Source organism: Rickettsiales bacterium (assembly GCA_029252805.1).
GTDB lineage: Bacteria > Pseudomonadota > Alphaproteobacteria > Rickettsiales > JALZUV01 > JALZUV01.
The window spans coordinates 58551-85163 of the sequence record JAQXAR010000025.1 but is presented as its reverse complement, the minus strand read 5'-3'; the positions used below and the strand labels follow the sequence as shown (position 1 = coordinate 85163).

The window sequence follows — 26613 nt, the reverse complement described above, 5'->3', positions numbered from 1 at the left end:
GAGGATTAATCCTAAGATTAAACCTCCCTTCAAACAAAGAAACAAAAGCTACGCATCTTATCCCTTTTCCATTTCTGCAATCACCGCAACAGCTTTTTCCAGTCCGTTTCCAGCGAGAGTGTTAGCTTTGTACGTCTCTTTTAAACGAGACTTTGCAATCTTAATTTTACTTAGATTTTCACCCTTAAGGGCAGTTGCTAATTCTTCTCTCGCAGTTTGTTTTTTCTGCCGACCAATTTCACTTGTTAAGCTCATGATTTGTAGATTTTCAGCTTTTCGCAGTGAATAATACTCAAAATGCGTATCATTCACTTTTGACACGAAAAACTTGATTAAAAAAATTGTTTCTAAAAAAAATTATATAACCCGAAGACTATAACAAATTGACGCCTACTACTCAAATGACAGTTTGATGACAATGGCCGTCACGCTGAGTCTGGTCGATTATTTAGGTGCGATTAAGAAGCTCGCCATGATGTTGGATATGGTCTTCTATAAAGCTTTGAATGAAGTAATAGCTATGATCGTAGCCTGCGTGGCGACGCAGGGTTAGGGCTTGCCCGGCATCCGCGCAAGCTTGCTCGAAGAGTTCGGGTTTAAGCTGCTCTTCTAAAAACTGATCCTCCAGCCCCTGATCGATAAGAATCGTCTGATCGCTGGCTTTGGTCACTAGTTCGCACGCATCATAGGCTTTCCACGCCGCACGATTTTCGCCTAAATAGCGCGAGAATGCTTTCTTGCCCCACGGCACTTTGCTGGGTGCAACGATAGGCGAAAATGCAGAACAGGAGGTGAAAATCTCCGGATATTTCAGATAGAGCGTCAAGGCGCCATGTCCGCCCATGGAATGCCCCATAATACCTTGCTTCGCAGGATTTAGTGAGAATTTATCGGCCAAAAGAGCTGGCAGCTCGCGCGTGATATACTCTTCCATGCGGTAATGCTCTGCCCAAGGCGCTTGCGTCGCATTGAGGTAAAATCCGGCACCTTTACCAAAATCATACGCATCAGCATCATCTGGCACAGAGTCGCCGCGGGGTGACGTATCGGGTGCGATAATCGCTAAGCCGGCTTTAGCAGCATGGCCGTAAGCCGCCGCCTTCGTGGTGAAATTATCATGCGTGCAGGTGAGGCCAGATAGAAACATAACAGAGGCAACATCCGTACTCGCCGCTTGTGGCGGCAGGAAGATCGAAAACTTCATATCACATTTTAGGGCGGCACTCGCATGTTCGTAAACCGCAAGCGTTCCGCCGTGACAGGCATGCGATTCCAGTGGTTGCATTAGTAAGTCACCACGCTACGGATGCTCTCGCCTTTATGCATTAAATCAAACGCCGTGTTAATTTCACCCAACGGCATCGTGTGGGTAATCATAGAATCAATGTCGATTTTGCCATCCATATACCAATCGACAATCTTTGGCACATCAGTACGCCCGCGCGCGCCACCAAAGGCCGATCCACGCCAGACACGCCCCGTCACCAATTGGAACGGACGGGTGGTAATTTCTTGCCCCGCGCCAGCAACGCCAATGATAATACTTTCGCCCCAGCCTTTATGGCAACACTCTAGCGCTTGGCGCATGACATCGACATTACCGATACATTCGAAACTGTAATCGGCACCGCCATGGGTGAGATCGAGAATCGCCTCTACCACGTTCTCGCATTCATTGGGGTTGATGAAATCTGTCATGCCAAATTGCTTGGCCATCTCTACTTTTGAGGGGTTGAGGTCAACACCGATAATCTTATTCGCGCCGACCATTCTGGCCCCTTGGACGACATTTAAGCCGATACCACCAAGGCCGAATACGACCACATTACTGCCCGGTTCCACTTTCGCATCGAACGCAACTGCGCCAACCCCCGTGGTCACCCCGCAACCAATATAGCAGGCCTTATCAAACGGAATATCTTTGCGGATTTTCGCCAAGGCGATCTCCGGCAAGACCGTGAAGTTTGAGAAAGTCGAACAGCCCATATAATGTAAAATTGGCTTGCCATCTAACGAGAAGCGGCTCGTACCATCAGGCATTAGGCCCTGCCCTTGCGTGCTACGGATAGACTGACAAAGATTCGTTTTTGGATTCAAACAATAGTCACATTCGCGGCATTCCGGCGTATAAAGCGGAATCACGTGATCTCCCACTTGCAACGAGCTCACACCAGCGCCGAGTTCACGCACAATGCCGGCGCCCTCATGTCCAAGAATAGCGGGGAACTCACCTTCAGGGTCATCGCCGGAAAGCGTGAAGGCATCGGTATGGCACACGCCTGTTGCCATAATTTCCACTAGCACTTCACCAGGCTGAGGGCCTTGCAAATCAACCGTTGCTATCTCCAAAGGTGCGCCCGCTTTTGTGGCAATTGCCGCTCGTGTCTTCATCATCATCCTATCGGTTATTTAAGAGCCGCAATCATCACGGCAATCGCCCTATTGTTCAACTCTTTTGTTTAGTGAAATGATAGATCACCCGACCGATTAAGAGCAAATCATGGCTCCACCTTTGACGCAACAAACGCGACTTTCCTGCCTATCTTCCGATACAACTTGTTTTAATAAGTCGCTGATGTTCCAAAACAGCCTCAGCTGTGATAGTTTGCGGAAAATTTTAAGAATCGGTGCAGCAGGAGGGGAGTTATTCAATGAACAGCAGCAAGAAAACATCCTTTTTGCTTATGGCGCTCACGGTTCTGCTGCTTGCGTCTTTTGGTGTTATTGCTAGTTTGCTGCATCGCCAAAATGCGCCCGAATCTTTACTGGCCCTTGCGAAAGAACGCGCCGAGTATAAATTAGAGTTTAGCGACGATCCCCAAGACCCGAGTGTTTTTAAAAAGATTCAAGAGAAAATTCAAAAAATTGATGCCACTCACCTCATTCGTAAATACCACCAACATTTGGCTCTGTTTGATGTTCAGAGATTACTCAAAAGCCATGTCGTCGTTGATATGGAAGCGCCCGAAACAGGCGGTAAATTAATCACTCCGCACCCTTTCCACTTTGATGCTTCTAACCTTACATGGAAACGCACCGATAATGCCACCCCCCTAGATGTCATGCGCCTGACCTTCCGCGGGAATGGAGTTCCCGAAGATGCAGAGAAGCTCGCCGAGAGCAATCTTTTAGAGCCAAAACTCCAAGCATTCTATGAGGAGCTGACCCAACCGAACACAACCCTTTGGAAGAGCCCTAAAAGCATACGTTTTCAAGTTAATACACATGATGATCGAAGCTACATCGCCTCTTCCACTCCTTTCATCTCCATGCAACCCATCAGCAAAACGAAATATGCTAAAATGAAAGCGGCGGCCCTTCCTTTTCTTTGGAATGCCTATTCGCAAAAAGACACTGAAGCAACAGAAGGAGATAGCACCAAACCCATTAAGCGCGACAAAGCAATTTCAGGTGATACGCTCGACTCTGACACGATACAATCACTGTATTTCAAACAGATATTAGAAGACACCCCAGACCCTGAACAAGCACGAGCACTGAAAACCGCTATCGTTGGAAACTCTCGCCCTTTGCAAGATCATTTTGATCCACAAAATGCCCAAGGGTACCTCAAACGGCTTGCCCAACATGATCCAGAATTCTCCTCCTTATTCCTCATCAACAACCTGTTTGAGCAATATAATCTGTTTTCGGTTTTCAAAGAGGGAGTCACTCTAAAGATCAACGCCATCGATACAAAACTGAACATCACCTATATCAGCTACAATATAAATTTTGATGTGTTGGATGATTTATTCAATACGCATATTCGAGACACTAATTCCCTTTCTGAAGCGGGCTGCAATGGGAAACCAATCGATATCAGCGACGAGTTTTTCTTAATTATCTCAGATTCCCAAGCTTATCTTATGCGGGTTTATTTACCCAGTTGCCACCTAACACAGGAAGATTATGATCAAGTCGATACATTTATAAATAGTATTCGCATCTTAAATGATTCAAACCTTTCCGCTTGGGGCACAAGTGCGCAGTATCAGGATGATTAGAGAGTAATGGCGTTTTCTTTTTTTAAAAAACTATGTGTCACTGAGGCTCCAACTTATCAGCTCCCGCCAGGGGTAAGGGTTTATGCGATAGGTGACATTCATGGCCAAGCTCAATTACTAGAGAATGCATTAGAGGCCATTGCGGAAGATGCTAAAGATTTTACCGGTCAGCGGATCATTCAAGTCTTTCTGGGTGATTATATTGACCGCGGCATGTATAGCCGTGAAGTGCTGGATTTACTGATACAAGCACCACCAGTGGGCCATGAACGTATTTGCTTATTAGGCAACCACGAAACCACGTTATTAAAGTTCTTAGAAACCCCTGAAACCATCCGAAAATGGTCAAGCTTTGGCGGCTTTACCACGCTGGCTTCTTACGGCATTCCCATCCCCAGAACTTTATCCGGCGAGGATTTAACAGAGCTTCATCAAACATTCGCTCATGCCCTCCCCGCCTCTCATCAAGCATTTCTGGAAAGTTTACAAACTCACTATTGTCTTGGGGAGTATTTCTTTGTTCATGCAGGCATTAACCCCTACCTATCTCTCGACGAGCAATCGGTAGACGACCTCCTATGGATTCGTGACGATTTTCTCGAGTTCGAAAAGTTTCATCAGAAATATATTATCCATGGGCACACACCCGTTGAAACGCTGGATATTCGCAAGAACCGCGCCAACCTAGACCTATCTATCGCGACGGGCGAACAATTAGGTTGCCTGAAGTTAGAAGGAAATCAACGTATCAATTTCACGATTTTGATGCATAATGATTGACATCTTAACGCACAAAAGTCATTATATATCAATGAGCTATAAAGCCAACTTTTTAACTTTTCTATGTGTTATCGTGATCTCCACGCAAGGCGGTGCGGTTAATGAAAAAATAACTGCCGAGATCGTTCGTGCAAACCAGCAGCTCGCCAAAACACAAAGCTTTACGGCAATCTCAAAAGCAAGAATCGCCGAGCTCAAGAGCAACCCCTCTTCATTACTTGAAGCCTTCCCTAAGGGCGGCCCTAAGATGGCCAAATATGTCGCACGAGCTGCTTCAACGGATTCATCGTTGGTCGAGAGCATTTTAAAAGCCTCTCAACAAGCGACATTTGATCAGGCAAGCGCCATCGGTGCTGGCCTCGCCAGAGCGGTGCGGGGCTCTCTGACTAAATTAATCAAAAGTATCAGCGAACAGGTTGCGCAGTTGGGAAGCCTGAGCACGCAAATCTCCTATAATGCGGTCGGCCCCATCCAAAGCGCCGGCTCTCAAGTCATTCCAGAACCAGTACGGATTGGGTTAGCAGATGCGTCTGGCGGAAGCTTCAACCTATCGCCCCATACTGGGGGCGGCTTGGCTGGCTCAAAGGGATTACCCCATCAAATTGGCAGCAAGTCTTCATCACTGACACAATACGCACAAAATACTCAAAGATTCTCTGACATGTTCAGTGACCCTTGGAAAACCGTTAGTATCGTGGCGCTCGAAGCCGACGATAATGGAGCGACTTCCACCAGCCCAACCCGATAACCCTGTTTAAAGTGTTGTCAGGTCGGCCATTAGCCCATACAAGCAGATAGCAAGGCGACAACTCGAAATAGCAAAGTGCTCTCAAATCTAACAATGACAGAATTACCAACAGAATTTTCGACACAGGAAGAATCAGATTTTGAATCTGACAATCTCATCTCTTTTCAAGACATCTTCGCGATCCTTCACCGTCACTGCAAACTGCTATTTTTCTGCTTAATTTCTGGATTAACGCTTAGTATTATTTATCTTAACTTCGCCGCACCACGCTATACGGCCTCTACTTCCATCTTGATTGACCCACGCCTGCAAAGCGCTTTACCTGGCACTCAAAATTACTTTGGATTCAAAGAGAACCTTGTTCTCGACAGTCAAATTGAGGTGATAAAGTCTAATAAATTGTTAGGGAAGGCGGCTGAGCGTGCTGGACTTTACAAAAACCTTAAGGGTGCGCCTTCAGAAGGCTTTTTCTCTTCTATTAAGAAAATGATTCTGCCCCCTCCCAATGCCAATAGCGCCAAAACTCAAAAAGAAATTTCCAAACAAGCACGCTTCAGTTCATTCCGGGGAGGCGTAGTCGTAGAGCGAGTCGGCAAAGCTTTTGTTATTAAAATCAGTTATACGTCTGGCAACCCCAAGATCGCTGCTGACCGCGCAAATTTGATTGCAAACACCTATCTTGAAGATGAACTTGAATCTTATTATGAAGTGTCACAACGCACAGCCTCATGGTTAAAATCCCGTTTGAAAAAACTGAGAGAAGAGCTAACCACCGCTGAACGAGCGGTTGAAAATTACAAAGAAGAGAATCAAATCGTTAAGATCTCAAACCGCATCTCTGTTTCCGACCGGCAACTCTCAGAACTCAATAGCAACTTAGGTACGGCTCGCGCCGAAGCAGCCCAAGCCAAAGCGCAATATTCCCTGATTCAATCCATTATTGAAGCCGGTGACTCAAACACAGTGACAAGTGATTCACTCAAAAATGGCATCATCGTAAAATTGCGCAACGAATATATTGTATTATCACGCCGCGCCAATGAAATTAGACGCAAACAAGGGGCTAATCACCAAGCTTATCGCAACCTATCGCAGCAGATGGGAGACATTCAAGCGATCATTATCGACGAATATCGTCGCCTCGCCGGAGGCTATAAAAATGCCTATGAAATCGCGCAATCTAAAACAAAAACACTGGAAAAAGAATTGGGTATCGTCAGAAACAACTCAATCGCAAACCAGCGCGGCCAAATTGAGTTGCGAGAGCTTGAACGCCTCGCCAAGTCAACGCGCAACCTCTACACAAAAATGCTTGATACCTTTAATGAACAAGCGGAACAACAATCCATACCTCAGGTGCATGCGCGTATTATTAACACTGCAATGGAACCCGCTTCACCCAGCTGGCCTAAAAAGAATGTTATTCTGTTAGCGGGCCTGCTCTTCGGGGCTGGGCTTGGCATCGCGCTTGTCTTTATACGCGAACAATTAGACCGCTTCATTTGGAAAACCGAAGGTCTGGAAAGCGCCACACAACGCACCTGCTTAGGCATGTTGCCAAAAGTAATATTCGACGATAAAAAACTCGGCCGCTTTGCCAAAAAACAAAAGAAGAGTACGGCACAAACAACGGAGTCATCGTCGCGCCCATTTAATATGGCCGGCTTTACAGAGCTTACCCAATTGCTAGACACACAAACCAGTATCACCGCAGAAGTCATGCGCAACATCCAGCTGGCAACTCAATTCAATAAGAACGAAGACCGGACTCGCAAAGGGAAAGTTATCTCATTCGTTTCAGCCAATCCAGGAGAAGGGAAATCCGTCACTTCATGCTTCCTTGCCAAGCACCTAGCGCTCACAGGCAAGAAGGTCGCGCTGATTGATTGTGATTTCCGCCGCCCTAGCCTGACTGACTGGTTTACCCCCCAAGCAGAGAGCGGTTTTTATGAGCTGGCATCACGATTAGGCACTGAGGCACGAGAGGACGTTTTATCCGATTTATCCTCTATTTGTCATAAAATCGATAACCAAAAGTTATTCTTCATTCCGGCCAAAGGCAGAGCGACCTCTATCACTAACCTGAACCTCGTCGCATCAGGGCAAATGAATGCATTAGTCGAACATTTACAGAAAATTTTTGATGTCGTCATTATTGACCTACCGCCCATCGGGCATATCGTCGATGCACGCGTGATTTCGAATGTGGTTGATAGTTTCGTCTTCCTCGCCCATTGGGGAAAAACCGATCGTGAGGTTATTCGCAAAGCATTAGAGCGCTCACCAGAAGTGCATGATAAAACAGTTGGCGCCCTGCTAACACTCGTAGATACAGACAAAGCGACCCAATATGGCTATTACAGCTATGATAATTATTCCGAACGCTAACCCATGCGCATTCCAGCTCTTTTCTTAACTTTATGCGCTATTGTCTGGATAGCGTCGATAGTCCCAAGTGAATATGTACGGTTAAAACATCGCTCCATCATTGACGCGATCCAACAACAAGAGGAAGTCGAGCGCAGTAGAGTTGAAGCGGCTATTAAAGACTATCAGACCTTTTCTGCGTATAATTTTTGTCATGGTAATTTCTATAAAGATTTAACGACACTCTACATGACGCGCTTTGCTCAACAAGAGTCTGAGAATACTTTCGAACAGGTAGATGAAACGCTATCTGCCGCAGTGATCACCATCGGAAAACACCTCCATTGCCAACCTAAAGATGGCAATAGCTGGCTCATCAAAGCGATCATCCATGTGCAGCATGCTGGCTTTAATAGCGATGCACTACATGCTTACAAGCAATCAGCACATGTCGCCCCGCGAGAGGCTTGGCTAGCGGAAAGACGCAGCTTATTTGTGATCGGTTTCACCTCTCTATTAGATGAACCCGCTCGCGCCATTGCAATCAATGATATTAAGGTTCTACAAAATGCCTCTACAAACCGGCAGCGAAAATTCAAAAAAGCATTGGGAGTCGAATCACTCGATATGATTCTGGAAGAAATGGAAAAAGAATCAACCGCTCCCATACATTACTGATCTAGCGTTGCTCTGCACACTATCATTTAACACTAAAATCACCTCTAAAATCGGAATTTAGGCGAAAAACATGTGAATAGATTGCACTTGATGGCGCATATCTTATGATGCAAGCACAGGGATAATAAATGAAAAAATACCTCTATTTCTTTTTTGATATTGCATGCATCACTATTGCACTACTCATTGCGTTATATCTACGCAATGGCACCTCCTTTATCGAAGCACCTCATCCTTATGACTTGCTAAAAGTTCTGGCAGCAACAATATCCGTTTCTGCTCTTATTTTGATGTCCTTCAACACCTATACTAGCATGTGGCGCTTCACCTCACAGAAAGATTTACGCAATATCATTTTGAGCATCACATTGGTGGTATTGCTCAGTAATAGCCTACTCTTTTTGCTCGACCGACTGGAAGTAATTCCTCGCTCTGTTCCCCCTATCCATTGGGCATTTTGCGTATTCAGCATGTGCGGTAGTCGTTTACTCGTACGCCGGATTTGGGGGCCGATTCAGACCAAAACCAACCAGAAACGCCAAAGTGTTCTCATCGTTGGCGTCAATCATGTAACAGAGCTTTATCTTTCTTTCGCAGAAAGGATTTTACATGGTGGAGTCATTATTGAAGGCATTATTGATGAAGATACACAGCTACATGGCCGGGCATTTCATAAACATAGCATTATTGGAAATGTGAACCATATACCTGAATTACTCGAACGCTTTTTGGTGCACGGAATTCGTATTGATCAAGTCATATTAGCCCAACCTTTCGATGATTTAAACAAAGTGGCGAAGGAAACCCTAACTAAATTACAAAATGATGGCACCCTTAAGCTGGTTCACTTTAGTCAAGATATTATTCCTGAAACTGCGATTAATTTAGACGCGACAAAATCAATCACGGTGGCTCCCGTCTATGAGGAACAAGTGTCAGGAAGCTACCCTTATCTAAAACGTTTGATTGATATTGCAGGGTCGCTTACACTTGCAATTATACTCTCCCCTCTCCTTCTTTTAACCTTCCTATTGGTTATTATTGATATTGGTTTACCTGCGTTCTTTTGGCAGCAACGCCCCGGACATCACGGCAGAAACTTCCGTTTATACAAATTTAGAACCATGCTGCCTGCTAGCCGTCGTTTAGACCAAGAACGCCTTGAACATAAAGCGAATGACAATAAACGCAGCTCCATTATTGGCAAAATGATTCGCCACTTGCGCTTGGACGAGTTACCTCAACTCTTTCATATTCTAACGGGTACAATGTCGTTTATTGGCCCTCGTCCTTTACTGCCAGAAGACCAGCCGGAAAATGGTGAGGTGCGTTTGAGCGTTCGCCCCGGAGTCAGCGGTTGGGCGCAAGTTCACGGCGGAGATTACTTAACGCCCGCACAAAAACTCATACTCGATTATTGGTACATTCAAAATATGTCCCTGTGGCTGGATATACGCATTACGATCAAAACACTGACTGTCATGTTCATAGGTTCTAAGCCAGCACTTGATGTGGTTGAGCAATGCCGTACTACTCAGTTCTCTAAACAATCTTTTACAAAATAAGGCTAACTCAATGATTCTTGATACAGATAAAATTGCGGTTATTGGACTCGGTTATGTCGGCTTGCCACTCGCCGTTGCATTTGGCAATAAACGGCCTGTTATCGGGTTTGATATTGCAAAAGATCGAGTTGAATCGCTCCAGAATAGCATTGATAAAAACCTTGAGGTGAGCGAGGAAGAACTGGCCGCAGCATCGCAACTCTCCTTTACGACCGATTCAGATGACTTGAAACAGTGCAAACTATTCATCATCACGGTCCCAACTCCTATTAACTCCGCCAAACAGCCTGACCTATACCCTTTCAAAAAGGCCTCTGAAATGGTAGCGCGTGTTATGCCTAAAGGTGCGATTGTGGTGTATGAATCTACCGTCTTTCCCGGTTGCGTTCAAAATGTTGGTGTCGAGATTCTAGAGCGCGAATCTGGCATGAAGCATAATGTTGATTTCTTCACGGGCTACAGCCCTGAACGCATCAACCCCGGTGATAGAAATCGCGGCATTGTCGATATTGTAAAAGTGACGAGCGGCTCAACGCCTGAAACCGCAGATGTTGTGGATGCCGTTTATGCCTCCGTCATCACGGCAGGCACACATAAAGCCTCCTCCATCGAAGTAGCGGAAGCCGCAAAGGTAATTGAGAATGCACAACGCGATTTAAATATCGCCTTCATGAATGAGCTATCAATTATCTTCCATAGGCTCGGTATTGATACGCAAGACGTGCTCGAAGCCGCTAAAACCAAATGGAACTTCCTGCCCTTCTCACCTGGTCTAGTTGGCGGCCATTGCATCGGCGTTGACCCCTATTACCTTACCTATCGCGCGCAGCAGGTTGGCTATCACCCTGAGGTGATTTTGGCTGGGCGCCGTATCAACGATACGATGGGACAGTATCTGGCGGAGCGTGTGATTCGCCTAATGTTGAAAGCACGCCTTAATGTGGCGGAAAGCAAAATTCTGATCATGGGGCTCACCTTTAAAGAGAACTGCCCTGACCTGCGTAACTCTCGCGTGATTGATGTCATCCGCGAATTACAAACTTATCATGCCCAGGTTGATGTTTGCGACCCATGGGTAAGCGCTGAAGATGCAAAACGTGAATATGGTATCACCTTGGTGAATAAGCCTAACGCCGCTGATTACGACGCTGTGATTATCGCTGTCGGCCATCACCAGTTCATTGAGTTAGGAGCGACAAACATTAGGGCTCTATGCAAGCCAGATGGTATCTTATACGATGTAAAAGGCTTATTCAAAATATCAGAGAGCGAGGAACGCTTGTGAAATATCTTGTCACCGGTAATGCAGGGTTCATCGGTTTTCATACAGCAAAGACGCTCCTAGAACGTGGCCATAGCGTTGTTGGCTTTGACAGTGTGAATGACTATTACGACCCTCAATTGAAAGAAGACCGTTTAAAAATACTTGATGCGATGGAGGGCGATTATCATTTCTATCGTGCGAATCTGGCCGATAAACCAGCGGTCGATGAATGCTTCAAAGAGCATCAATTCGACCGTGTCATTCACCTTGCAGCACAAGCAGGTGTGCGCCATAGCATGGAACACCCAGAAGCTTATGTGGAGTCTAACTTAATTGCATTCACCAATATGCTGGAGGCGTGTCGTTACCAAAAAGTACCGCACCTAACCTATGCTTCTACCTCTGGTGTTTATGGTGCGAATACGGACATTCCTTTCTCTGAACATCAAACGGCAGCTCATCCGCTACAATTTTATGCCGCCACCAAACGTGCGAATGAGCTCATGGCACATGCCTATAGCAACCTATTCAATTTACCGACCACTGCGCTGCGCTTCTTTACCGCTTACGGCACATGGGGTCGCCCAGATATGGCACTGTTTATTTTCACCAAGAATATCTTAGAAGGTAAACCCATCCAGCTATTCAATCATGGTAACCACACGCGCGATTTCACCTATATTACTGATATTGTCGAAGGTATTTTACGCAGCAGTGATAACATCGCGCAGCCCAACCCTGATTGGGATAGCAACAACCCAGATGTCGCCACCAGCTTTGCCCCTTTCCGTATTTTGAATATTGGCAATAATCACTCCGTAAAGCTGGTTGAATATATTGAAACCATTGAAGAAGTTTTGGGTATGAAGGCTGAGAGAGAATTGCTGCCCTTACAGGCCGGTGATATTGCCGATAATCTTTCCGATGTCTCAGAACTGGTGAATGCGACAGGCTATAAGCCTTCGATCACGGTGCAACAAGGCGTACGCGAATTCGTTGACTGGTACCGCGACTATTACAAGATTTAGTGTAAATTAAATCCAACCTAAGTTCTTTGCAACACGTTGTGCTGAACCAACAGGGCCGTAAAGACTTGTTACATCGGATAAAGCGGGCGGTGTATTTTCCAAAAAATGAACCACCGCATTCTTAATTTTTTGCGAATCTAGCCCGGTTAATTTATTCCAACCCGCTTCGATTGTCTCAACCCAAGTCGTCTCATTCATGAGTGTTACGCAGGGAATTCCAGCCCATAATGCCTCTTTTTGCACTCCGCCGGAATCTGTTAACACCATTTTTGCACGGCTCATCAAGCTGACCATTTCGATATAACCGATTGGCTCCAGAATTCTTAAATTATCAGAGCGTTCTAGCGGGATGTTCGCTTGTTCCAAACAGGCGCGCGTACGCGGATGCAGCGGCAATAAGACCGGATAATCAAAACTGCCCAACGCATCCAACACGGCGGCCAAGGTTTCTGCCGAGGCGGTCGTTTCCTCACGATGGAGCGTTGAGAGAAAATACCCGCCTTCTTTCACATTATAATCGGCAAGATCTATCGCCTGTACGCGCGCCATTTCCTGCGCTTTAACGAAAGTGTCATACATAAAGTCGCCGTAATTATCGACACCTTTGACAATCCCCTCTTTTGCCAGATTCTGGACAGCCAAATCACTTGGACAGACCAGACAGTTCGAAATTTTATCAATCACGCCGCGATTAATTTCTTCCGGCATATGATAGTTACCACAGCGCACGCCAGCCTCGATATGAACCAGTGGCACATAGAGTTTAGCGGCTGCGAGCGCCGCGCCTAACGTCGTATTCGTATCGCCATAGACCACCACCGCTTCGGGTTTTTTCTCCAGAATCAACTTTTCCACACCCATCATCACTTCGGCAGTTTGATTGGCATGCGTACCAGAGCCGATACCGAGATTGATATCTGGATCGGGAATACCTAGCTCCTGAAAGAATACATCCGACATATTGCGGTCGTAATGCTGACCAGAGTGGATGGTAAATACCTGATGAGAAGATTCGCGCATCGCTTCCATAAATGGAGCCGCTTTTACGAAATGCGGGCGTGCGCCGATGATGGAGAAGATGGTCTCTGATGTCATTTATTCCTCTTTCTTATCTTAAAATCAATATTGGCTAGTACTTAACCTATGAAAATAAGCAAGGTTACTGTCTGTATGTCAGATTACATTTTATGCAAGTAATATGAAAGCATTAGCTTTAAGCATAACAACACAGTATTATAATGGCACACGCTACGAATGGTAAATATGAGGTAATATGAAAATACTTGGAATACATGATGGCCATAATTCCGGCGCTACCCTGCTGATTGACGGTGAAATTGTGGCCGCAGTTTGCGAAGAGCGCCTGACACGTAACAAGAACGAAGTCGGCTATCCACGTCTATCGATTGACGAAGTCATCAACATTGCCGGCATTGCGTCAGACGCGTTGGATCAGGTGGTCTATGCTAGTAACTTTATGCATTCCATGGATCATCTCTCCAAGGCAAACATATGGTATCGCGCAGGCAAAGAAGACCAGCAGCGCGACGCGAAACGCGAAAAGACCTACCTGAAAGCAGTATTCGACGTCCGAAAGCAAGAACGCATCCAGCAAGCAGTTAAGCATCTGGGTGTAAGTCCAGAAAACGTAAGCTTCGTTGAGCATCACTTAGCGCATGGCGCTGCCGCCTATTATGGCGCCCCCTTTGAGCTAGACGAACCGGTCCTGATCCTGACCTGTGACGGTGCAGGTGACGGCGTGTCAGCATCTGTTTCCATCGGTAATGGCACCAAGATTGAGCGCATTGCGGAGACAAAACGTAAGGCCTCTTTAGGCAAGGTTTATTCACGTGTGACCTACGCGCTGGGCCTCACGCCGTGGGAGCATGAATATAAAGTGATGGGCCTCGCGCCCTACGCCGAGCAAAAATACGCCGAGGAAATCCGCGACATTCTCAAAGAACATTTAACCTTGTCCGAAGATGGGCTGAGCTTCGAACTTGTCACGGATTTAGAGTCGAGCTACATCTATTATTTCTTGCGTGATCGCTTTGAATGCAAGCGCTTTGATGCCATCTCTGGTGGCGTACAAATGTTCACCGAAGAGTTGCTGCGCGAGTGGGTTTTGCGCGTAGTAGAACATACGGGCATTCGCAAAGTAGTGTGCGGCGGCGGCGTCTTCATGAATGTGAAAGCCAACAAATTCATTGGCGAACTGGACTGCGTGGACGAACTATTTGTCTTCCCAAGCTGCGGCGATGAGTCTTTGTCGTTTGGCGCGGTATGGCTAGAATATGCTCGCTTGGCAGGCGAGGCTGCAGGCAAGGCACGCACACCACTGGAGCATTTATATTTGGGTCGTGAATTCTCTGACACTGAGATTGATACCGCGATCAAGCAAGCAATTGGAACCTCGGGATGCACCTATCAGCACTATGATGCCATCAACCCGACGGTTGCGAAACTGCTGGCTGAAAATCACATTGTGGCACGTTTTTCTGGGCGTATGGAATGGGGGGCACGCGCACTGGGAAACCGCTCTATTTTAGCGAATCCGCGCGAATGGCCAAATGTTGAAAAGATCAACGCCATGATTAAAAAGCGCGACTTCTGGATGCCTTTTGCGCCGTCGATGCTGGCAGAAGAAAGCGACCGATTTCTCGTGAATCCTAAGGGCTTTAAATCGCCTTATATGATGCTTGCCTATGATACGAATCCTGAGAGTAGTCAAGAAATTGGCGCTGCGGTTCATCCGCGCGACAAAACCGCTCGCGCGCAATTTGTGAAACGTGATACCAACCTAGGATACTGGGAGCTTATCAAGGCTTTCGGCGATGAAACCGGCACTTACTGCGTGCTAAACACTTCGTTTAATTTGCACGGATACCCGCTCATCAACACGCCGGCTGAAGCATTAGACGTGTTCCTAAATAGCGGACTCGACTATCTGGCGTTAGGTGATTATTTGGTGGCGAAGCCAGAGCTAGAATTACCCGAAGACAAGAAGTAGAGTCAGTGTCAGCAGGAACTTCTTCTTTCTTATTTGAGATAAATCATGGCAATGATTAGTCGGTAAAAACACAACCAAGGTTACTGGCTATACTCCGCGTTATATTTCATATGATAAATATGAAAGCATTAGCTTTAAGCATAACAACACAGTATTATAATGGCACACGCTACGAATGGTAAATATGAGGTAATATGAACTCTCAGAATCTGGTTGATTCCGATACGATTTTACAAGCAACGGGGATAGTTACAGAAATCGAGGCATTTAGCGGTGTTGGAGATGTCCATGCAACACATGCTGAAAGAGTATTATCCTACATTAGAAAGGACCTGATTGAGAGCCTGAATATGAATAGTCATATTGCAGGAGTTTTTTGCACCAAAGAATTAGCAGGCGACCTTCCCGAAAATATTGATAAAATCGTTTGTGACGACCCCACTTGGGCTTATTTTTCACTTGTCGACTACCTTGCTGCCAATCAAATTTTCGAATCTAGCATTATTGCGCCTGGTTGCATCACAGAGGGAAGTTGGATTGCAAAAAACGGAGTGGAGATTGCCCCGCATGTTCGTTTAGATCCCTTTGTGAGTGTTTATGAAGCAACAAAGATTGGAGCCAATTCAGTGGTGCGCTCAGGGGCCGTACTTGGGCTTGATTGCTTTCAACATCAACGCACTTCAAAAGGTATTATAAGCCCCAGACATGACGGAAAATTAGACATTGGTGAGAATGTAGAAATTGGTGCTGGTTGTGCTATCAGCCGAGGGTTCTCATATAGAAATACCATTATTGAAGATGAGGTGAAGATTGATGGGCATGTCTCCATCGCCCATGGAGTAAGAATAAAAAAAGGCTCAATCTTATGTGCAGGAGTACTGATTTTGGGGCACTCAACCATTGGAGAAAATGTTTTCATCGGACCTGGGGCTGTCATCCGCAACAGAGTAAACATTGGCGACGGTGCGCGCATATCGATAGGGTCTGTCGTGACACAAGATGTACCCGCAGGGGAAACAGTGACAGGAAATTTTGCCGTTCCACATGAAGACTGGTTAGCGTTCGTCAAGAAGCTATCTTCTGTTTAATAGCCAAGTCATCCTTAGAGAGAATCTTATGAATATTATTAGCATAGATGAAACTAACAAAGCCATGCGAGCGGCGCTTAAGCCGGGCGATGATGTATTAATTCACTCGTCTTTAAGCGAGCTAGGGCATTTTGAACAGGGGCTACCATCCCTTATTCATGCGATGCGCAATGCGGTCACCGCCGAGGGAACAATCGTGATGATGACGGCCACCCGCTCTTTTGCAAAAACCCAAGAATTCTCAATCAATCAACCGAGCGAAACCGGAATACTCACAGAAGAATTTCGTAAAATGGAGAATGTTAAACGTTCCTGCGTGCCGATGGTTTCCTTCTGTGCTTGGGGTGCCCGCGCCAATGAATATCTACAGCAATATCATAGTCTACTCGATGCATCGTCACCCATGGTCAGGCTGCTCGAAAATGATGCTAAAGTGATGATGTTGGGCGTGGGGTATGAAAAAGCCACTTTTTATCACCTTAGCGAAGAACGCAATAAAGCGCCCTATAATGATTATAAAGAATTCAAAGGGTATTTAGTGGAAGGCGAAACACGCACTCCCATCTCACAACGGTATTTTGTACGCCGCGACATGTCAGTTAAGAAAGATCCTGCTGCCGCGGTGAAAATTCTGAAGGAACGTAACGCAACGACTGAGATTGCCTTAGGCAAAGGAAAATTATGTGTCTTTAAGGCGCGGGAATTTGATGATTGCTGCATGCAGGCGCTGGAAGAAAACCCGCATGCCTTTTTGATTTCCTCTCCTACTGACTACTAACGGCCTTATTCAGCTTATCTTTTCTGGAACAGAACTCTGCACGAAATTCGCACGGCCGCCGCCACTACATCTCGTGTGAAGCCATAAATACAGGCGAGTAAAATAGGGAGCAATAAAATTGAGGTTTTGTGGCAGGCTTTACCGCAATAAAGAGCATAGACATTAATCCGGCGGATAAGGGTTTTAATCCGGTCAGAGACTCCCTGCGCTTTTGCCGCATTATATTGCTTTTCGCTATAATTATGACATATCCAGCCAGCCGCCTCAGTATGGCGTATTGGCCCCTGTAATATCAGGTCGAATAAGAACACATAGCACCAATTGGTCAACACGCCTTTATTGGGAAGCCAATAGTCATTAAATTTGCATCTCCGCAAACAGGCGGTGCGATGTAATCCATAAAACATGATATCATTCGTCGGGCCAGCAACATATTTCACCGCTCGTACAAGCAAACTTCTCTCTGCATGTTCAGATTTTCGGCGTCTATACCCGTCAGTCGGGCTGCTCATACTATGCCAATACCCCGTGGCCGCTACGGCCTTCCTATCTTCATCCAAAAGCCCGGTCAGTTGTTCCAAATAAGTTTCCGTAACTTCATCATCATCCGCCAACCACATGAAATAATCCGTCTGTGCCACTGATAAAAGGCAGTGTAGGTTGTTGAGCGCCCCTTTATTTTCAGGTTGCGCAATCAAAATGACGCCAGGCAGTTGCTCTTCAAACTCTTTGATGGCTTGCAGCGTTTGCGGGTCTTGGCCAGCATTATCGGAAACAATCAGCACAAAATCGCGAAAGCTTTGCTTTGCTAATGATGAAAGTGCCCGCTTAATGGTATCAGCACGATTGAACGTGGGCATAGCTATCGTCACGCGCGGCACAAATCCATCCGGCACAGATCGGTAGACCACCATGTTTTCGTCGATATCAGTCGTCTGACTCCAGTCGAAGTTCATTCCTGCCTCTGTTCCAAATGACTGACCACCGTATCACGCAACGAGTCAAAGCTATTGACTTGAGCCGTCGCAATAGGATCGCACATGTTGGTGAGCTTTTGCCCGCCGTAATTAATCGTGATCAAATCTGCACCGGCTTCGACGGCTTCAAAAACGGTGGTCGAAGTGGAATTGGCGGGCACGTAAATATGAGAACGACTCGCGAGAGAGTTAAAGTCTTCTCCTGCGTCAAAAATGGTAAGGATATCCGCTGAAAATAAAGGCCTAAGACCCGACGAATCTTCGGTCTGAGCAGGATGAAGTTTCACCCCAATCGAAAGTCCAAGCTCTGCCAGCGCCTTCACAATATCACGCATTTCTTGCGAACGTGTCGGGCTTCCTCCGACCAAAACATCAATATCGCGGAGCCCTTCTGATGCGCAGCGGTCACTCTTTTTTACTGTAAGCTGAGCTATTGGAAAGGTAATATCTCCTGTGTCTCGCGTAATCAGAACTTTATCTGGAAACGAGGGCAAAGCAAAAGGAAGCTTCGGATAACTATACGCAAAATGGGAGCTTCCCATATAGCCATGTTGAATCTCGAGGGTCTCTATCCCTTTCTCACGCGCCAATGAAATAAGAGGTCGCAAGGTATCATCATTGACAAATAGAATCTGCTTAAGCGCGGGCAAGCGATTCAAAATAATCCCCCAGAGCCAAAAAGCCGCTCGCGCCTGCTTGTACTTGTGCAGCATGGGGCCACATAAGTCTGCATCCACACCGAACTTGTCTTTGATCTTGGCTGCGATCTGCGCCGCTTCCAAAGTAACTTCAGCAGGCACACGAAAGAGAGGCGTTATAAGGCGAAGCAGAAAGTCGATCGTCAATTTTGACAAAGCCTGATGGGGTGGATTTACAATGCCTGTCTTATTAGCATATAGCACACACGACGCTTTCTCCAGAAACGGTGCACAGGCCGCTTCCAGCGCACGGGTTGAAACATAAAGCATATCGATCTTTTGAGATCTAAGGGTGGCTAAACCCCAAATGAACAGCGCAACTCCTACTGTATGTTTTACAAAATGAAACGCACGTTCAAATTTAGAAGCAGATTTTTCTTTTTTTGATCCTACGAGATCTTTTTCCGTCGCGATAACAAATTGCACGCTATATCTTGCGACGTCCCACCAGTGGAAACCCTCATTATCTTTACACCGCGAAAACAGATCCGCTTCTACCTCTAACTGATTAAACGCCGTAATGAACTTCTCCAGTGAGCCATCCTCTCTAGCATCCATTGGTACTGAATTGGCATCGGGTTTAGCTTTTATTTTCATCGCTTCCATCTAACGGTTCTTCGCCCCGCATACCGATTTTGCTTAAGGGATTACCTGCTTGAATCGAGAAGGCCTCCACTTCGCCGCGTACCACCGACCCGGCCCCAATAATGCAGCCTTCGCGCAGAATCGCACCATCAAGAAGAGTGCAATTTGCGCCAACCCATACATCACGCTCAATTACAATACCCCCCTTGCTTGGCAAAAATCCTTGGTGGCGGATCGTTTGGCTGCGTGATTCAAAGGCGTGGTTGGTTGGGGCAAATGTACAATTAGGCGCGATCAGCACCCATTCACCAATGTCGACACCATTGCCAGAGAAAATAACCGTTCCCGCGTTGATAAAGCTGTTTTTGCCGATGCGTATGGGCCCATCCCCACCGACAGGTCGAATGCGAACGAAGGAGTCGATATAGACGTGGTCCTCGATTTCAATCAGCGTCCCCCTTTGTGAGTCTTCAATCTGAGCAAGATCAGAAATCTCTGCCGTATCAGCGACTTTAAGCACCATCGTTAACGCACTCGTTTCAGGTAACCATCGATGGTTTCCGTAATCATTGCCTTATGAGTCAGGCTTTTATCAATTTCAAAGTGATTCACCTCTGACATATATTGCTGCATAGCAGTATAAGGATTATCGCCGACATCCCATGGGCGCGTGTCCGAATAATAGCCTTTAGGGAAGAACTCGATAAAGGTATCGGGCAATACGCAATAACTACCAACCGTTGTCATGTCGGCATAGGCCTGCAATTCTTTGTATACGTGCTCGTGAGAGTGTAATGAGTCTAGAATCACCATGACGCATTTTTTGCCTTCAGTATGGGCACGCACTTTTTCGACCATTTCAGAGGAGACCGAATCGCCTTCATACATGGTGATTCGTTTCATCATCGGGTGCGCTTCAATCGCGTCACGGTTATGCTTGCGGATATCAATGTCAATACCGACCACCTCGCCATCAATTCCCATCATTTCCATCATTGCTGCGGTGAAGATAATGGACCCCCCATGGGCAATTCCCGTTTCAATCACCAAATCAGGCTTTAGCGCCCACATCAGTTCCTGCTGAATCATCATATCATTAGGGTACTTGATGACGGGACGTCCCATCCAACTGTAATTGTATGTATATTTATATTTGTCAGCGTGATGCATCCACTCCAGGGATTTCTGACGAAGCTCCTCATCCTGTCCCATTTTTACAATGTCGGCGTGGCGTTCATCAAGAAATTGTTTGATAGGGTCTTCTGTCATGCTGATCTCACTTTAATGTCTGATTGGGTTTCAATTAAACTTTTAATCACATCCGCCATACGCTGCCTAGATGCCTCTTTAGAGAGTTGTGGCGAAATATGACGGGATGTCACGGTAAATATTTCAGGCTTTTCGGGTTGATCTGATAGCACCTGAATCTCCAACGGAGTTTTTTTAACATCCCGCCAAGCTTGACCTACGATATTGGCGATATCACAAATGCGTGTTTCCCAGTCTGAAGCGGCATTCACTATCGTATAACCTTGCGGAAAATCGTCTATCAACTGTGTGATGATTGCGGCCACTTCATCCGTTGAAATGAAATTTCGTAGCTGCCGGCCTGACGACCGCAAACATACCTTTCCGGTTGCAAGGGCTTCCTTGACGAAACACATCGGCACCAGTGTTTCCCGATTAACCGTGGATACGCTTGGCACGCCATAGACGTTTGATGGCCGCAGCGCTACGATATCAAGTTTGGTTGTCTGCGCCATGTAGCGGCAGACTTCCTCCCCTAGATAATGATTGAGCGCATAAGGGGTCTCGCAGCTAACGGGGGTCGTCTCATCAACACCTCCCTGCAACTCCGTGCCATAAACTTGAAGCGTTGATAGATATACCACGCGGCGCACCCCTTGCTTAGCAGCCTGTTCCAACAACCGACGCGTCCCCATCACTGCAAGCGGCACCCCACCATCGTTTTCACGGGATTGAATGTCGTTTGGAGTCGCACAATGGATAATGGTTTCGATGCCATCAAAATCGGGCAGCTCTCCCATTACATTTAGTTCTGAAAAGGTGACACCAAGTTCTTGCGATAAAAGATCAATGCGGCGTCGTGCCGTGGGAATGACATCCTTTTTTTCCTTCACAAGACGCTTAACCAGCGCACTTCCAATAAAACCGGAGGCTCCGGTTACAAGTATTTTTCCGCGACTCATTCGTGGCCTTTCATGAGAGGCCACGAGGCATCTTTGGGCGAAGTAGACGATACGAGTAATGGCCATTCAATACCCATGGCAGGGTCATCATAGCACAATCCGCCTTCAGCATCAGGGGCGTAATAGGTGCTTACCATGTAATGCACTGTCGCATTCTCGGTGAGTGCCTGATAGCCGTGGGCGAAGCCTTTGGGCACATACATAAGCATCCCATTTTCCGCCGACAACTCCGCTGCAAACCATTTTAAATAAGTGGGAGAAGTTTCACGAATATCAACAATTACATCATAAACGGCACCACTAATGCAGCGTACTAATTTTACTTCTGCATCGGCGCCACGTTGAAAATGCATACCTCGTACAATGCCAGCCTCTGTATTTTGGCTCAAATTAGCCTGAACAAACTGCGTTTCCAACTGGTGTTCTGCGAACTCTTTGGCACAAAAGGTTCGCGCAAAAAAACCACGCTCATCGGAGAGGCGATCCAGCGCAACCAGATAAGCACCCTCTAGTGGAGTCTTCTCAAACTTCATGACGTGCGCTCCTTATTAGGAACACATTTTTCAAATGCCTCGATATCTCTCGCGCACAATTCATAGGCATCACCATCATCCAGAAAATTCCTATACCAAGCCATCGTTTGTTCAATTCCTTTGGCTAAGGGCCACCGCGGAACGATGCCAAGTAGCTGTTGAGCTTTTGCCGTTTCCAGCGCCAACCATTTCGCTTCATAATTATCTTCTGAAACTTCTCCCCATGTCGTATCCCCTCGGCCAAATGCCGATTGAGCAAAAGAGATGACCTCGCGCACGGTGGCGGCCTCCTGCGGCTCAGGGCCAAAATTGTAGCTATCAGCCAGTTCTGGCTCCTCATGGATCCGCTGCGCTAAACGCAAATAAGCCGCCAAGGGTTCCAAAACATGTTGCCACGGGCGAATCGCATTGGGGCTGCGTATAGAGAGCGGAGTATCGCTTTCCCAAGCACGTACCGCATCGGGAATAAGACGGTTATCTGCCCAATCTCCACCGCCAATGACATTGCCCGCTCTGGCGGAGGCAATGGCAATACCTCGCTGCGATAAGAAGGACGAACGATAGCACGAAATGACCAACTCGGATGCCGCTTTACTGGCACTATAGGGGTCGCGCCCCCCCAACCTGTCTGTCTCGCTAAATAGTTCGGCTGTTTCATTATTTTCGTAAACCTTGTCGGTGGTAATCGCCACAATCGAGCGAACAGTCTCGGAGGATCGAACCGCCTCCAAAAGATTAGCCGTACCTATGACATTAGTATCGAAGGTTTCCAGCGGCTTTTCGTAACCCGTTAAGACGAGAGATTGCGCCGCTAGATGAAACACAACTTCCGGACGGGAATTTCTGACAATCTCTGTCAGAGCGCCCACATCTCGAATATCGCAAAAATGATTTTCGCTGATATGGTCAGCCACTGATGCTGCATCAAAAAGATTAGGCGCAGTCTCTGGCTTTAATGCGACGCCCACAACCTCAGCCCCAAGTCGGCGAAGCCAAAGAACAAGCCATGCTCCTTTAAACCCAGTATGCCCGGTCAACAGAACACGTTTCCCCGACCAAAATTCTTGTTTCGGCAGGGTATCGTTTACTGGCTGTACTACCATGTCTTCCAAGGAGCCTCACCGTTACTCCAGAGATTTTCAAGCATTCGCTTTTCTCGCAATGTATCCATAGGCTGCCAGAAACCTTTATGTGCGAAGGCCATAAGATCTCCGTTTTTGGCTAAGTTGTTTAAAGGGCCAGATTCCCAATGAGTGGTATCACCTTCAATCAGATCAAGGCATTTGGGCGATAACACAAAAAATCCGCCATTGATAAGCCCTCCATCGCCTGGAGGTTTTTCGGTAAATCCGCGCACCTGATTACCTTCACATTCAAGCGCACCGTAGCGCCCCGGCGGCACAACCGCAGTCACGGTCGCCAATTTCCCATGGTCTTTATGAAACTTAATCAGCGCGCTTATATCGACATCACTGACACCATCACCATAGGTAAAGCAAATGTTTTCCTCTTCTTCGATATAGCTTTTTAGGCGCTTCAATCGCCCGCCTGTCATCGTATTTTCGCCCGTATCAACAAGCGTGACACGCCAAGGCTCCGCTTTTTGTTGATGCACTTCCATCTGGCCACTCTCCATATCGAAGGTTAAATCCGACATGTGCAGCGCATAATTGGCGAAATACTCTTTGATGATATAGCCCTTGTAACCACAGCAAATGATAAACTCATTCAAGCCGTGACTGGAATACATTTTCATGATGTGCCAAAGGATGGGTTTCCCACCGATTTCGATCATTGGTTTTGGTCTTGAACTTGTCTCTTCTGAGATTCGTGTGCCAAGTCCACCCGCTAGAATAACTACCTTCATGCCTTGCCCCTTCACCCTATCTTTAGCAGTTTTTTATACCGCTTTTTATATTTGTTTACCGTATGTGCTCATACTTACAACCGCTAATCAACATAGAGCCCGCCGGAGTGTTATAAATTGCTCAGTTGATCGTCTCTTAAACTGCTAGCCTATACCTAACTGGTATGGCAGCCAGTATTTTGCATGGGCAGCAAAGTTTAGCCATACAATCAGAATGACTGCATAATAAAGAATAACTGCAAGAATAACCCCTCCTCTATTTCCTTTTACCGCCTCGGGAAAATGAGCAAAAACCAGTAATTGTAGCGGAATTAAATAAAGCGCCATTCTATCAAGAGCCGTAGAGAAACCAGTAACAAACAACAGCACAAGCATCAGTAGAGATAACCACGATAAATGTTTCCAAAAGGTGCGCTCTGCTAGCGTCATTTTGAATCGGCGAGATAGTACTAGAAATATGGCACCAGGAATGGCATTTATTAGCAATCGAACTAAGGCTCCTTCAGAACTCATATCTTGATTATCAATATAAGTATCATACAAATAATCGGTCTGGTCAGCAAGGAACAGGTTAAAACTCACGATGCTTGCCAGTGCCACAATCCCAATTTTTTGAATCCGACTTTGAGTGGAAATCAGTGCGGCCATCGGCAATAGTAATACCGCTGTTTTATGGAAAGCAACCCCTAACAAAACCCAGAACACGAACTTTCTATAATCTGATCGCTTAATGGCGACCATCCCTAGCATGACAAGCCCTAGCGCAACTGATTGCCTTGTATATCCCATACCTACAACAATGACGAGATAGGGGATGGCACAGACAAGGCCAAGCCACGGGCGTGGAAGCGTTCTTAAAAAGGCAAATAAACCGGTAACAACAATGATGGCACATAAACTATTTACACCGGCAATTCCGAGGCCCAGCTTTGCAGATAAGACATTGAAAACAATATAGCCTGGATCCTCTATTTGCATTGCTTCAAAAAATGACAAATACCTGACACGTTCGAGATATTCCATATAGGTGGACCAATCACCCCCTACTTCGTAGCGAAAGCCAATCAGCACCATGAGGAGAAAACCTATAAACCGCCAATAGAGCGCAATACCACTGCTAGCGCGCATGCTTTGGCTATTATAGCCAAGCATTGTGGGGACAGCAGCCATCATAAATAGCATGTAATAAGAAAACATCGCTTATAACACCTCAAAAACATGACAATAGTTAACGGCACAACCGCACCATCTATTCACAATGTCTCCGGCCTCATTTTTATGCTCTTTTCTGCGCAAAACCCTTTTCATAGACTCTGCAACCAATGGATGACTTTTTGCATTGAAACAACCTTCTCAATATAAGGCGCTGAGTCCTCTCGCACTTGCCCGCGTGTATGCGATTGCATCAAACGTGCAAATTCACACATATCAGGTATCGCTATTTTATTATTTTTATAATAGGCAAAATTCTCAGGAAGCGAGCTATCTTCATGCCCTGAATAAACAGGCAAGCCCAAGGCCAACATTTCACGCACCTTTAATGTGGTCCCCTGTGTTAGGCTTTGCCTATCCATCGCAAGCGAGCCTATACCTATATCGCAGCGCGACAGAAGCGAACGGTAATCATCACTCTCTAGGTGACCATGAATCTCAATAACAGAACTTAAACTCTCGATTGTCTCAATTGTCATTCTCTGCTCATCCGATAGATTTCCAATCAAATGAATGATGAGTGAAGCGCTTCGGTTGGTTGGAAGTTCGGCGTTTGCATCTTCCTTTATTGCATCGAAAAGGCGATCAAGCCCATGCCACCTGCTGAAAGTATGGCAAATGAATGCCACTTCTATCTTTTGGGAATCCCTATTATCAGGCAATAGTTCTACGCTGCTCATATCGATCCCATTTGCATAGACAGAGTAAGGCTTGCCTGCTGCTCTTAATTCAACCTGATACTGTGCAATTTCAGGCGTCACACCAAGAATGGCACGTGCATTCTTTACGGCACACTTCCCTGAGAAGCGCTCCAAGAACGAAGCTAACTTCCCTTTAAAGCCAGAGCGAATAAGACGTAACTCTTCAATTTCTTTCGAGTGATGAATGCCTATTCTATTCGATAGAAAGGGGGCGAAAAGAAATACAAATGGGTCAAAGGGCATATGTCGCAACAGAACAAAATCATAGGTGCGGCACAGCCTTCTAACGACTACCCACGCATATAAATTTCTTAAAATTATCAACCTAAAAATAGCGGGTATACGCTTCTCGAACGCTTCTTTTGACTCTCCGCCGTGGAGGGCCAACTGATTCCATTCGATGCCGACCAGTTCCTTACTGGCTTTTTGCTCCCACGAAATTTGCTTGCGCACACCAGATGGCAAGTCGCTATAGACTGTCACGTGAATAATACGCATTTCAGGAGCGTCTACCATA

The 26613-nt window shown here is 46.3% G+C and carries 25 protein-coding genes; 11 read left to right on the top strand and 14 right to left on the bottom strand.

The window, feature by feature from the left end; genetic code table 11:
- Positions 1-57 precede the first annotated feature (57 nt).
- The 3 genes from P8P30_05190 to P8P30_05180 all read right to left on the bottom strand — a co-directional run bounded on the left by P8P30_05190 (position 58) and on the right by P8P30_05180 (position 2391).
- On the bottom strand, positions 58-321 hold the full coding sequence (locus tag P8P30_05190) for a hypothetical protein (GenBank protein MDG1286944.1): 264 nt from the start codon (positions 319-321) through the stop codon (positions 58-60).
- Between the two features lie 127 nt (positions 322-448).
- Positions 449-1285, bottom strand: a complete 837-nt coding sequence (fghA, locus tag P8P30_05185; GenBank protein MDG1286943.1) for an S-formylglutathione hydrolase — start codon at positions 1283-1285, stop codon at positions 449-451.
- On the bottom strand, positions 1285-2391 hold the full coding sequence (locus P8P30_05180) for an S-(hydroxymethyl)glutathione dehydrogenase/class III alcohol dehydrogenase (GenBank protein MDG1286942.1): 1107 nt from the start codon (positions 2389-2391) through the stop codon (positions 1285-1287). The genes fghA and P8P30_05180 overlap by 1 nt, the downstream gene beginning before the upstream one ends.
- Positions 2392-2651: 260 nt before the next feature.
- Between P8P30_05180 and P8P30_05175 the strand changes: the two genes are divergently transcribed.
- The 8 genes from P8P30_05175 (at position 2652) to P8P30_05140 (ending at position 12437) form a co-directional block, all read left to right on the top strand.
- On the top strand, positions 2652-4007 hold the full coding sequence (locus P8P30_05175) for a hypothetical protein (protein MDG1286941.1): 1356 nt from the start codon (positions 2652-2654) through the stop codon (positions 4005-4007).
- 6 nt (positions 4008-4013) lie between these two features.
- Entirely contained in the window at positions 4014-4787 is a 774-nt protein-coding gene (locus P8P30_05170) for a metallophosphoesterase family protein (protein MDG1286940.1), read from the top strand.
- Between the two features lie 73 nt (positions 4788-4860).
- Positions 4861-5535 (top strand): hypothetical protein, encoded by a 675-nt coding sequence (locus P8P30_05165; GenBank protein ID MDG1286939.1) that lies wholly within the window; start codon positions 4861-4863, stop codon positions 5533-5535.
- Positions 5536-5628: 93 nt separating this feature from the next.
- A complete protein-coding gene (locus P8P30_05160; protein MDG1286938.1) occupies positions 5629-7923 on the top strand; it encodes a polysaccharide biosynthesis tyrosine autokinase in 2295 nt (764 codons plus the stop codon).
- 3 nt (positions 7924-7926) lie between these two features.
- Positions 7927-8580: a hypothetical protein gene (locus P8P30_05155; GenBank protein ID MDG1286937.1), complete on the top strand. Its 654-nt coding sequence runs from the start codon at positions 7927-7929 to the stop codon at positions 8578-8580.
- A gap of 128 nt (positions 8581-8708) precedes the next feature.
- Positions 8709-10145: a sugar transferase gene (locus P8P30_05150; GenBank protein MDG1286936.1), complete on the top strand. Its 1437-nt coding sequence runs from the start codon at positions 8709-8711 to the stop codon at positions 10143-10145.
- Positions 10146-10155: 10 nt separating this feature from the next.
- Positions 10156-11430: a nucleotide sugar dehydrogenase gene (locus P8P30_05145; protein ID MDG1286935.1), complete on the top strand. Its 1275-nt coding sequence runs from the start codon at positions 10156-10158 to the stop codon at positions 11428-11430.
- Entirely contained in the window at positions 11427-12437 is a 1011-nt protein-coding gene (locus tag P8P30_05140) for an NAD-dependent epimerase (GenBank protein ID MDG1286934.1), read from the top strand. Before P8P30_05145 ends, P8P30_05140 begins: the two co-directional genes overlap by 4 nt.
- A 6-nt stretch (positions 12438-12443) precedes the next feature.
- Here P8P30_05140 and wecB read toward each other — a convergent pair whose 3' ends face one another.
- Complete coding sequence (wecB, locus tag P8P30_05135) at positions 12444-13532, bottom strand: UDP-N-acetylglucosamine 2-epimerase (non-hydrolyzing) (protein ID MDG1286933.1); 1089 nt, start codon at positions 13530-13532, stop codon at positions 12444-12446.
- Between the two features lie 178 nt (positions 13533-13710).
- Here wecB and P8P30_05130 point away from each other — a divergent pair, with 178 nt between their 5' ends.
- From P8P30_05130 to P8P30_05120, 3 genes are all read left to right on the top strand, one after another.
- Entirely contained in the window at positions 13711-15447 is a 1737-nt protein-coding gene (locus P8P30_05130; GenBank protein ID MDG1286932.1) for a carbamoyltransferase C-terminal domain-containing protein, read from the top strand.
- Between the two features lie 194 nt (positions 15448-15641).
- On the top strand, positions 15642-16535 hold the full coding sequence (locus P8P30_05125) for a DapH/DapD/GlmU-related protein (GenBank protein ID MDG1286931.1): 894 nt from the start codon (positions 15642-15644) through the stop codon (positions 16533-16535).
- 28 nt (positions 16536-16563) lie between these two features.
- Positions 16564-17313 (top strand): AAC(3) family N-acetyltransferase, encoded by a 750-nt coding sequence (locus tag P8P30_05120; protein MDG1286930.1) that lies wholly within the window; start codon positions 16564-16566, stop codon positions 17311-17313.
- Between the two features lie 14 nt (positions 17314-17327).
- Here the strand turns inward: P8P30_05120 and P8P30_05115 are convergent, their stop codons facing one another.
- The 10 genes from P8P30_05115 to P8P30_05070 form a co-directional block, all read right to left on the bottom strand.
- Positions 17328-18269 carry a glycosyltransferase family 2 protein gene (locus P8P30_05115; GenBank protein MDG1286929.1) on the bottom strand — a complete coding sequence of 314 codons (942 nt, stop codon included), beginning with the start codon at positions 18267-18269 and terminating at the stop codon, positions 17328-17330.
- On the bottom strand, positions 18266-19594 hold the full coding sequence (locus tag P8P30_05110; protein MDG1286928.1) for a hypothetical protein: 1329 nt from the start codon (positions 19592-19594) through the stop codon (positions 18266-18268). Before P8P30_05110 ends, P8P30_05115 begins: the two co-directional genes overlap by 4 nt.
- A complete protein-coding gene (locus P8P30_05105; GenBank protein MDG1286927.1) occupies positions 19569-20096 on the bottom strand; it encodes an acyltransferase in 528 nt (175 codons plus the stop codon). Before P8P30_05105 ends, P8P30_05110 begins: the two co-directional genes overlap by 26 nt.
- A gap of 2 nt (positions 20097-20098) precedes the next feature.
- Positions 20099-20842, bottom strand: a complete 744-nt coding sequence (locus tag P8P30_05100; protein MDG1286926.1) for a CmcI family methyltransferase — start codon at positions 20840-20842, stop codon at positions 20099-20101.
- Positions 20839-21783, bottom strand: a complete 945-nt coding sequence (locus P8P30_05095) for an NAD(P)-dependent oxidoreductase (GenBank protein ID MDG1286925.1) — start codon at positions 21781-21783, stop codon at positions 20839-20841. The genes P8P30_05100 and P8P30_05095 overlap by 4 nt, the downstream gene beginning before the upstream one ends.
- Positions 21780-22316 carry a dTDP-4-dehydrorhamnose 3,5-epimerase gene (rfbC, locus tag P8P30_05090; protein ID MDG1286924.1) on the bottom strand — a complete coding sequence of 179 codons (537 nt, stop codon included), beginning with the start codon at positions 22314-22316 and terminating at the stop codon, positions 21780-21782. The genes P8P30_05095 and rfbC overlap by 4 nt, the downstream gene beginning before the upstream one ends.
- Positions 22313-23419: a CDP-glucose 4,6-dehydratase gene (gene rfbG, locus P8P30_05085; GenBank protein MDG1286923.1), complete on the bottom strand. Its 1107-nt coding sequence runs from the start codon at positions 23417-23419 to the stop codon at positions 22313-22315. Before rfbG ends, rfbC begins: the two co-directional genes overlap by 4 nt.
- Positions 23413-24183 (bottom strand): glucose-1-phosphate cytidylyltransferase, encoded by a 771-nt coding sequence (rfbF, locus tag P8P30_05080; protein MDG1286922.1) that lies wholly within the window; start codon positions 24181-24183, stop codon positions 23413-23415. Before rfbF ends, rfbG begins: the two co-directional genes overlap by 7 nt.
- 144 nt (positions 24184-24327) lie before the next feature.
- Positions 24328-25356 carry an EpsG family protein gene (locus P8P30_05075; protein ID MDG1286921.1) on the bottom strand — a complete coding sequence of 343 codons (1029 nt, stop codon included), beginning with the start codon at positions 25354-25356 and terminating at the stop codon, positions 24328-24330.
- A gap of 131 nt (positions 25357-25487) precedes the next feature.
- Entirely contained in the window at positions 25488-26612 is a 1125-nt protein-coding gene (locus P8P30_05070) for a glycosyltransferase (GenBank protein ID MDG1286920.1), read from the bottom strand.
- Between the last annotated feature and the right edge of the window lies 1 nt (position 26613).

What these genes read in the sequence shown, in the direction of transcription:
- rfbF (MDG1286922.1), bottom strand. Translation starts at nt 24,183, where the DNA reads ATGAAGGTAGTTATTCTAGCGGGTGGACTTGGCACACGAATCTCAGAA.
- P8P30_05075 (MDG1286921.1), bottom strand. Translation starts at nt 25,356, where the DNA reads ATGATGGCTGCTGTCCCCACAATGCTTGGCTATAATAGCCAAAGCATG.
- P8P30_05175 (MDG1286941.1), top strand. Translation starts at nt 2,652, where the DNA reads ATGAACAGCAGCAAGAAAACATCCTTTTTGCTTATGGCGCTCACGGTT.
- P8P30_05145 (MDG1286935.1), top strand. Translation starts at nt 10,156, where the DNA reads ATGATTCTTGATACAGATAAAATTGCGGTTATTGGACTCGGTTATGTC.
- fghA (MDG1286943.1), bottom strand. Translation starts at nt 1,285, where the DNA reads ATGCAACCACTGGAATCGCATGCCTGTCACGGCGGAACGCTTGCGGTT.
- P8P30_05130 (MDG1286932.1), top strand. Translation starts at nt 13,711, where the DNA reads ATGAAAATACTTGGAATACATGATGGCCATAATTCCGGCGCTACCCTG.
- P8P30_05105 (MDG1286927.1), bottom strand. Translation starts at nt 20,096, where the DNA reads ATGGTGCTTAAAGTCGCTGATACGGCAGAGATTTCTGATCTTGCTCAG.
- P8P30_05155 (MDG1286937.1), top strand. Translation starts at nt 7,927, where the DNA reads ATGCGCATTCCAGCTCTTTTCTTAACTTTATGCGCTATTGTCTGGATA.
- P8P30_05070 (MDG1286920.1), bottom strand. Translation starts at nt 26,612, where the DNA reads ATGGTAGACGCTCCTGAAATGCGTATTATTCACGTGACAGTCTATAGC.
- P8P30_05115 (MDG1286929.1), bottom strand. Translation starts at nt 18,269, where the DNA reads ATGAACTTCGACTGGAGTCAGACGACTGATATCGACGAAAACATGGTG.
- P8P30_05160 (MDG1286938.1), top strand. Translation starts at nt 5,629, where the DNA reads ATGACAGAATTACCAACAGAATTTTCGACACAGGAAGAATCAGATTTT.
- rfbG (MDG1286923.1), bottom strand. Translation starts at nt 23,419, where the DNA reads ATGGTAGTACAGCCAGTAAACGATACCCTGCCGAAACAAGAATTTTGG.
- P8P30_05110 (MDG1286928.1), bottom strand. Translation starts at nt 19,594, where the DNA reads ATGGAAGCGATGAAAATAAAAGCTAAACCCGATGCCAATTCAGTACCA.
- P8P30_05100 (MDG1286926.1), bottom strand. Translation starts at nt 20,842, where the DNA reads ATGACAGAAGACCCTATCAAACAATTTCTTGATGAACGCCACGCCGAC.
- P8P30_05120 (MDG1286930.1), top strand. Translation starts at nt 16,564, where the DNA reads ATGAATATTATTAGCATAGATGAAACTAACAAAGCCATGCGAGCGGCG.
- P8P30_05150 (MDG1286936.1), top strand. Translation starts at nt 8,709, where the DNA reads ATGAAAAAATACCTCTATTTCTTTTTTGATATTGCATGCATCACTATT.
- wecB (MDG1286933.1), bottom strand. Translation starts at nt 13,532, where the DNA reads ATGACATCAGAGACCATCTTCTCCATCATCGGCGCACGCCCGCATTTC.
- P8P30_05125 (MDG1286931.1), top strand. Translation starts at nt 15,642, where the DNA reads ATGAACTCTCAGAATCTGGTTGATTCCGATACGATTTTACAAGCAACG.
- rfbC (MDG1286924.1), bottom strand. Translation starts at nt 22,316, where the DNA reads ATGAAGTTTGAGAAGACTCCACTAGAGGGTGCTTATCTGGTTGCGCTG.
- P8P30_05095 (MDG1286925.1), bottom strand. Translation starts at nt 21,783, where the DNA reads ATGAGTCGCGGAAAAATACTTGTAACCGGAGCCTCCGGTTTTATTGGA.
- P8P30_05180 (MDG1286942.1), bottom strand. Translation starts at nt 2,391, where the DNA reads ATGAAGACACGAGCGGCAATTGCCACAAAAGCGGGCGCACCTTTGGAG.
- P8P30_05170 (MDG1286940.1), top strand. Translation starts at nt 4,014, where the DNA reads ATGGCGTTTTCTTTTTTTAAAAAACTATGTGTCACTGAGGCTCCAACT.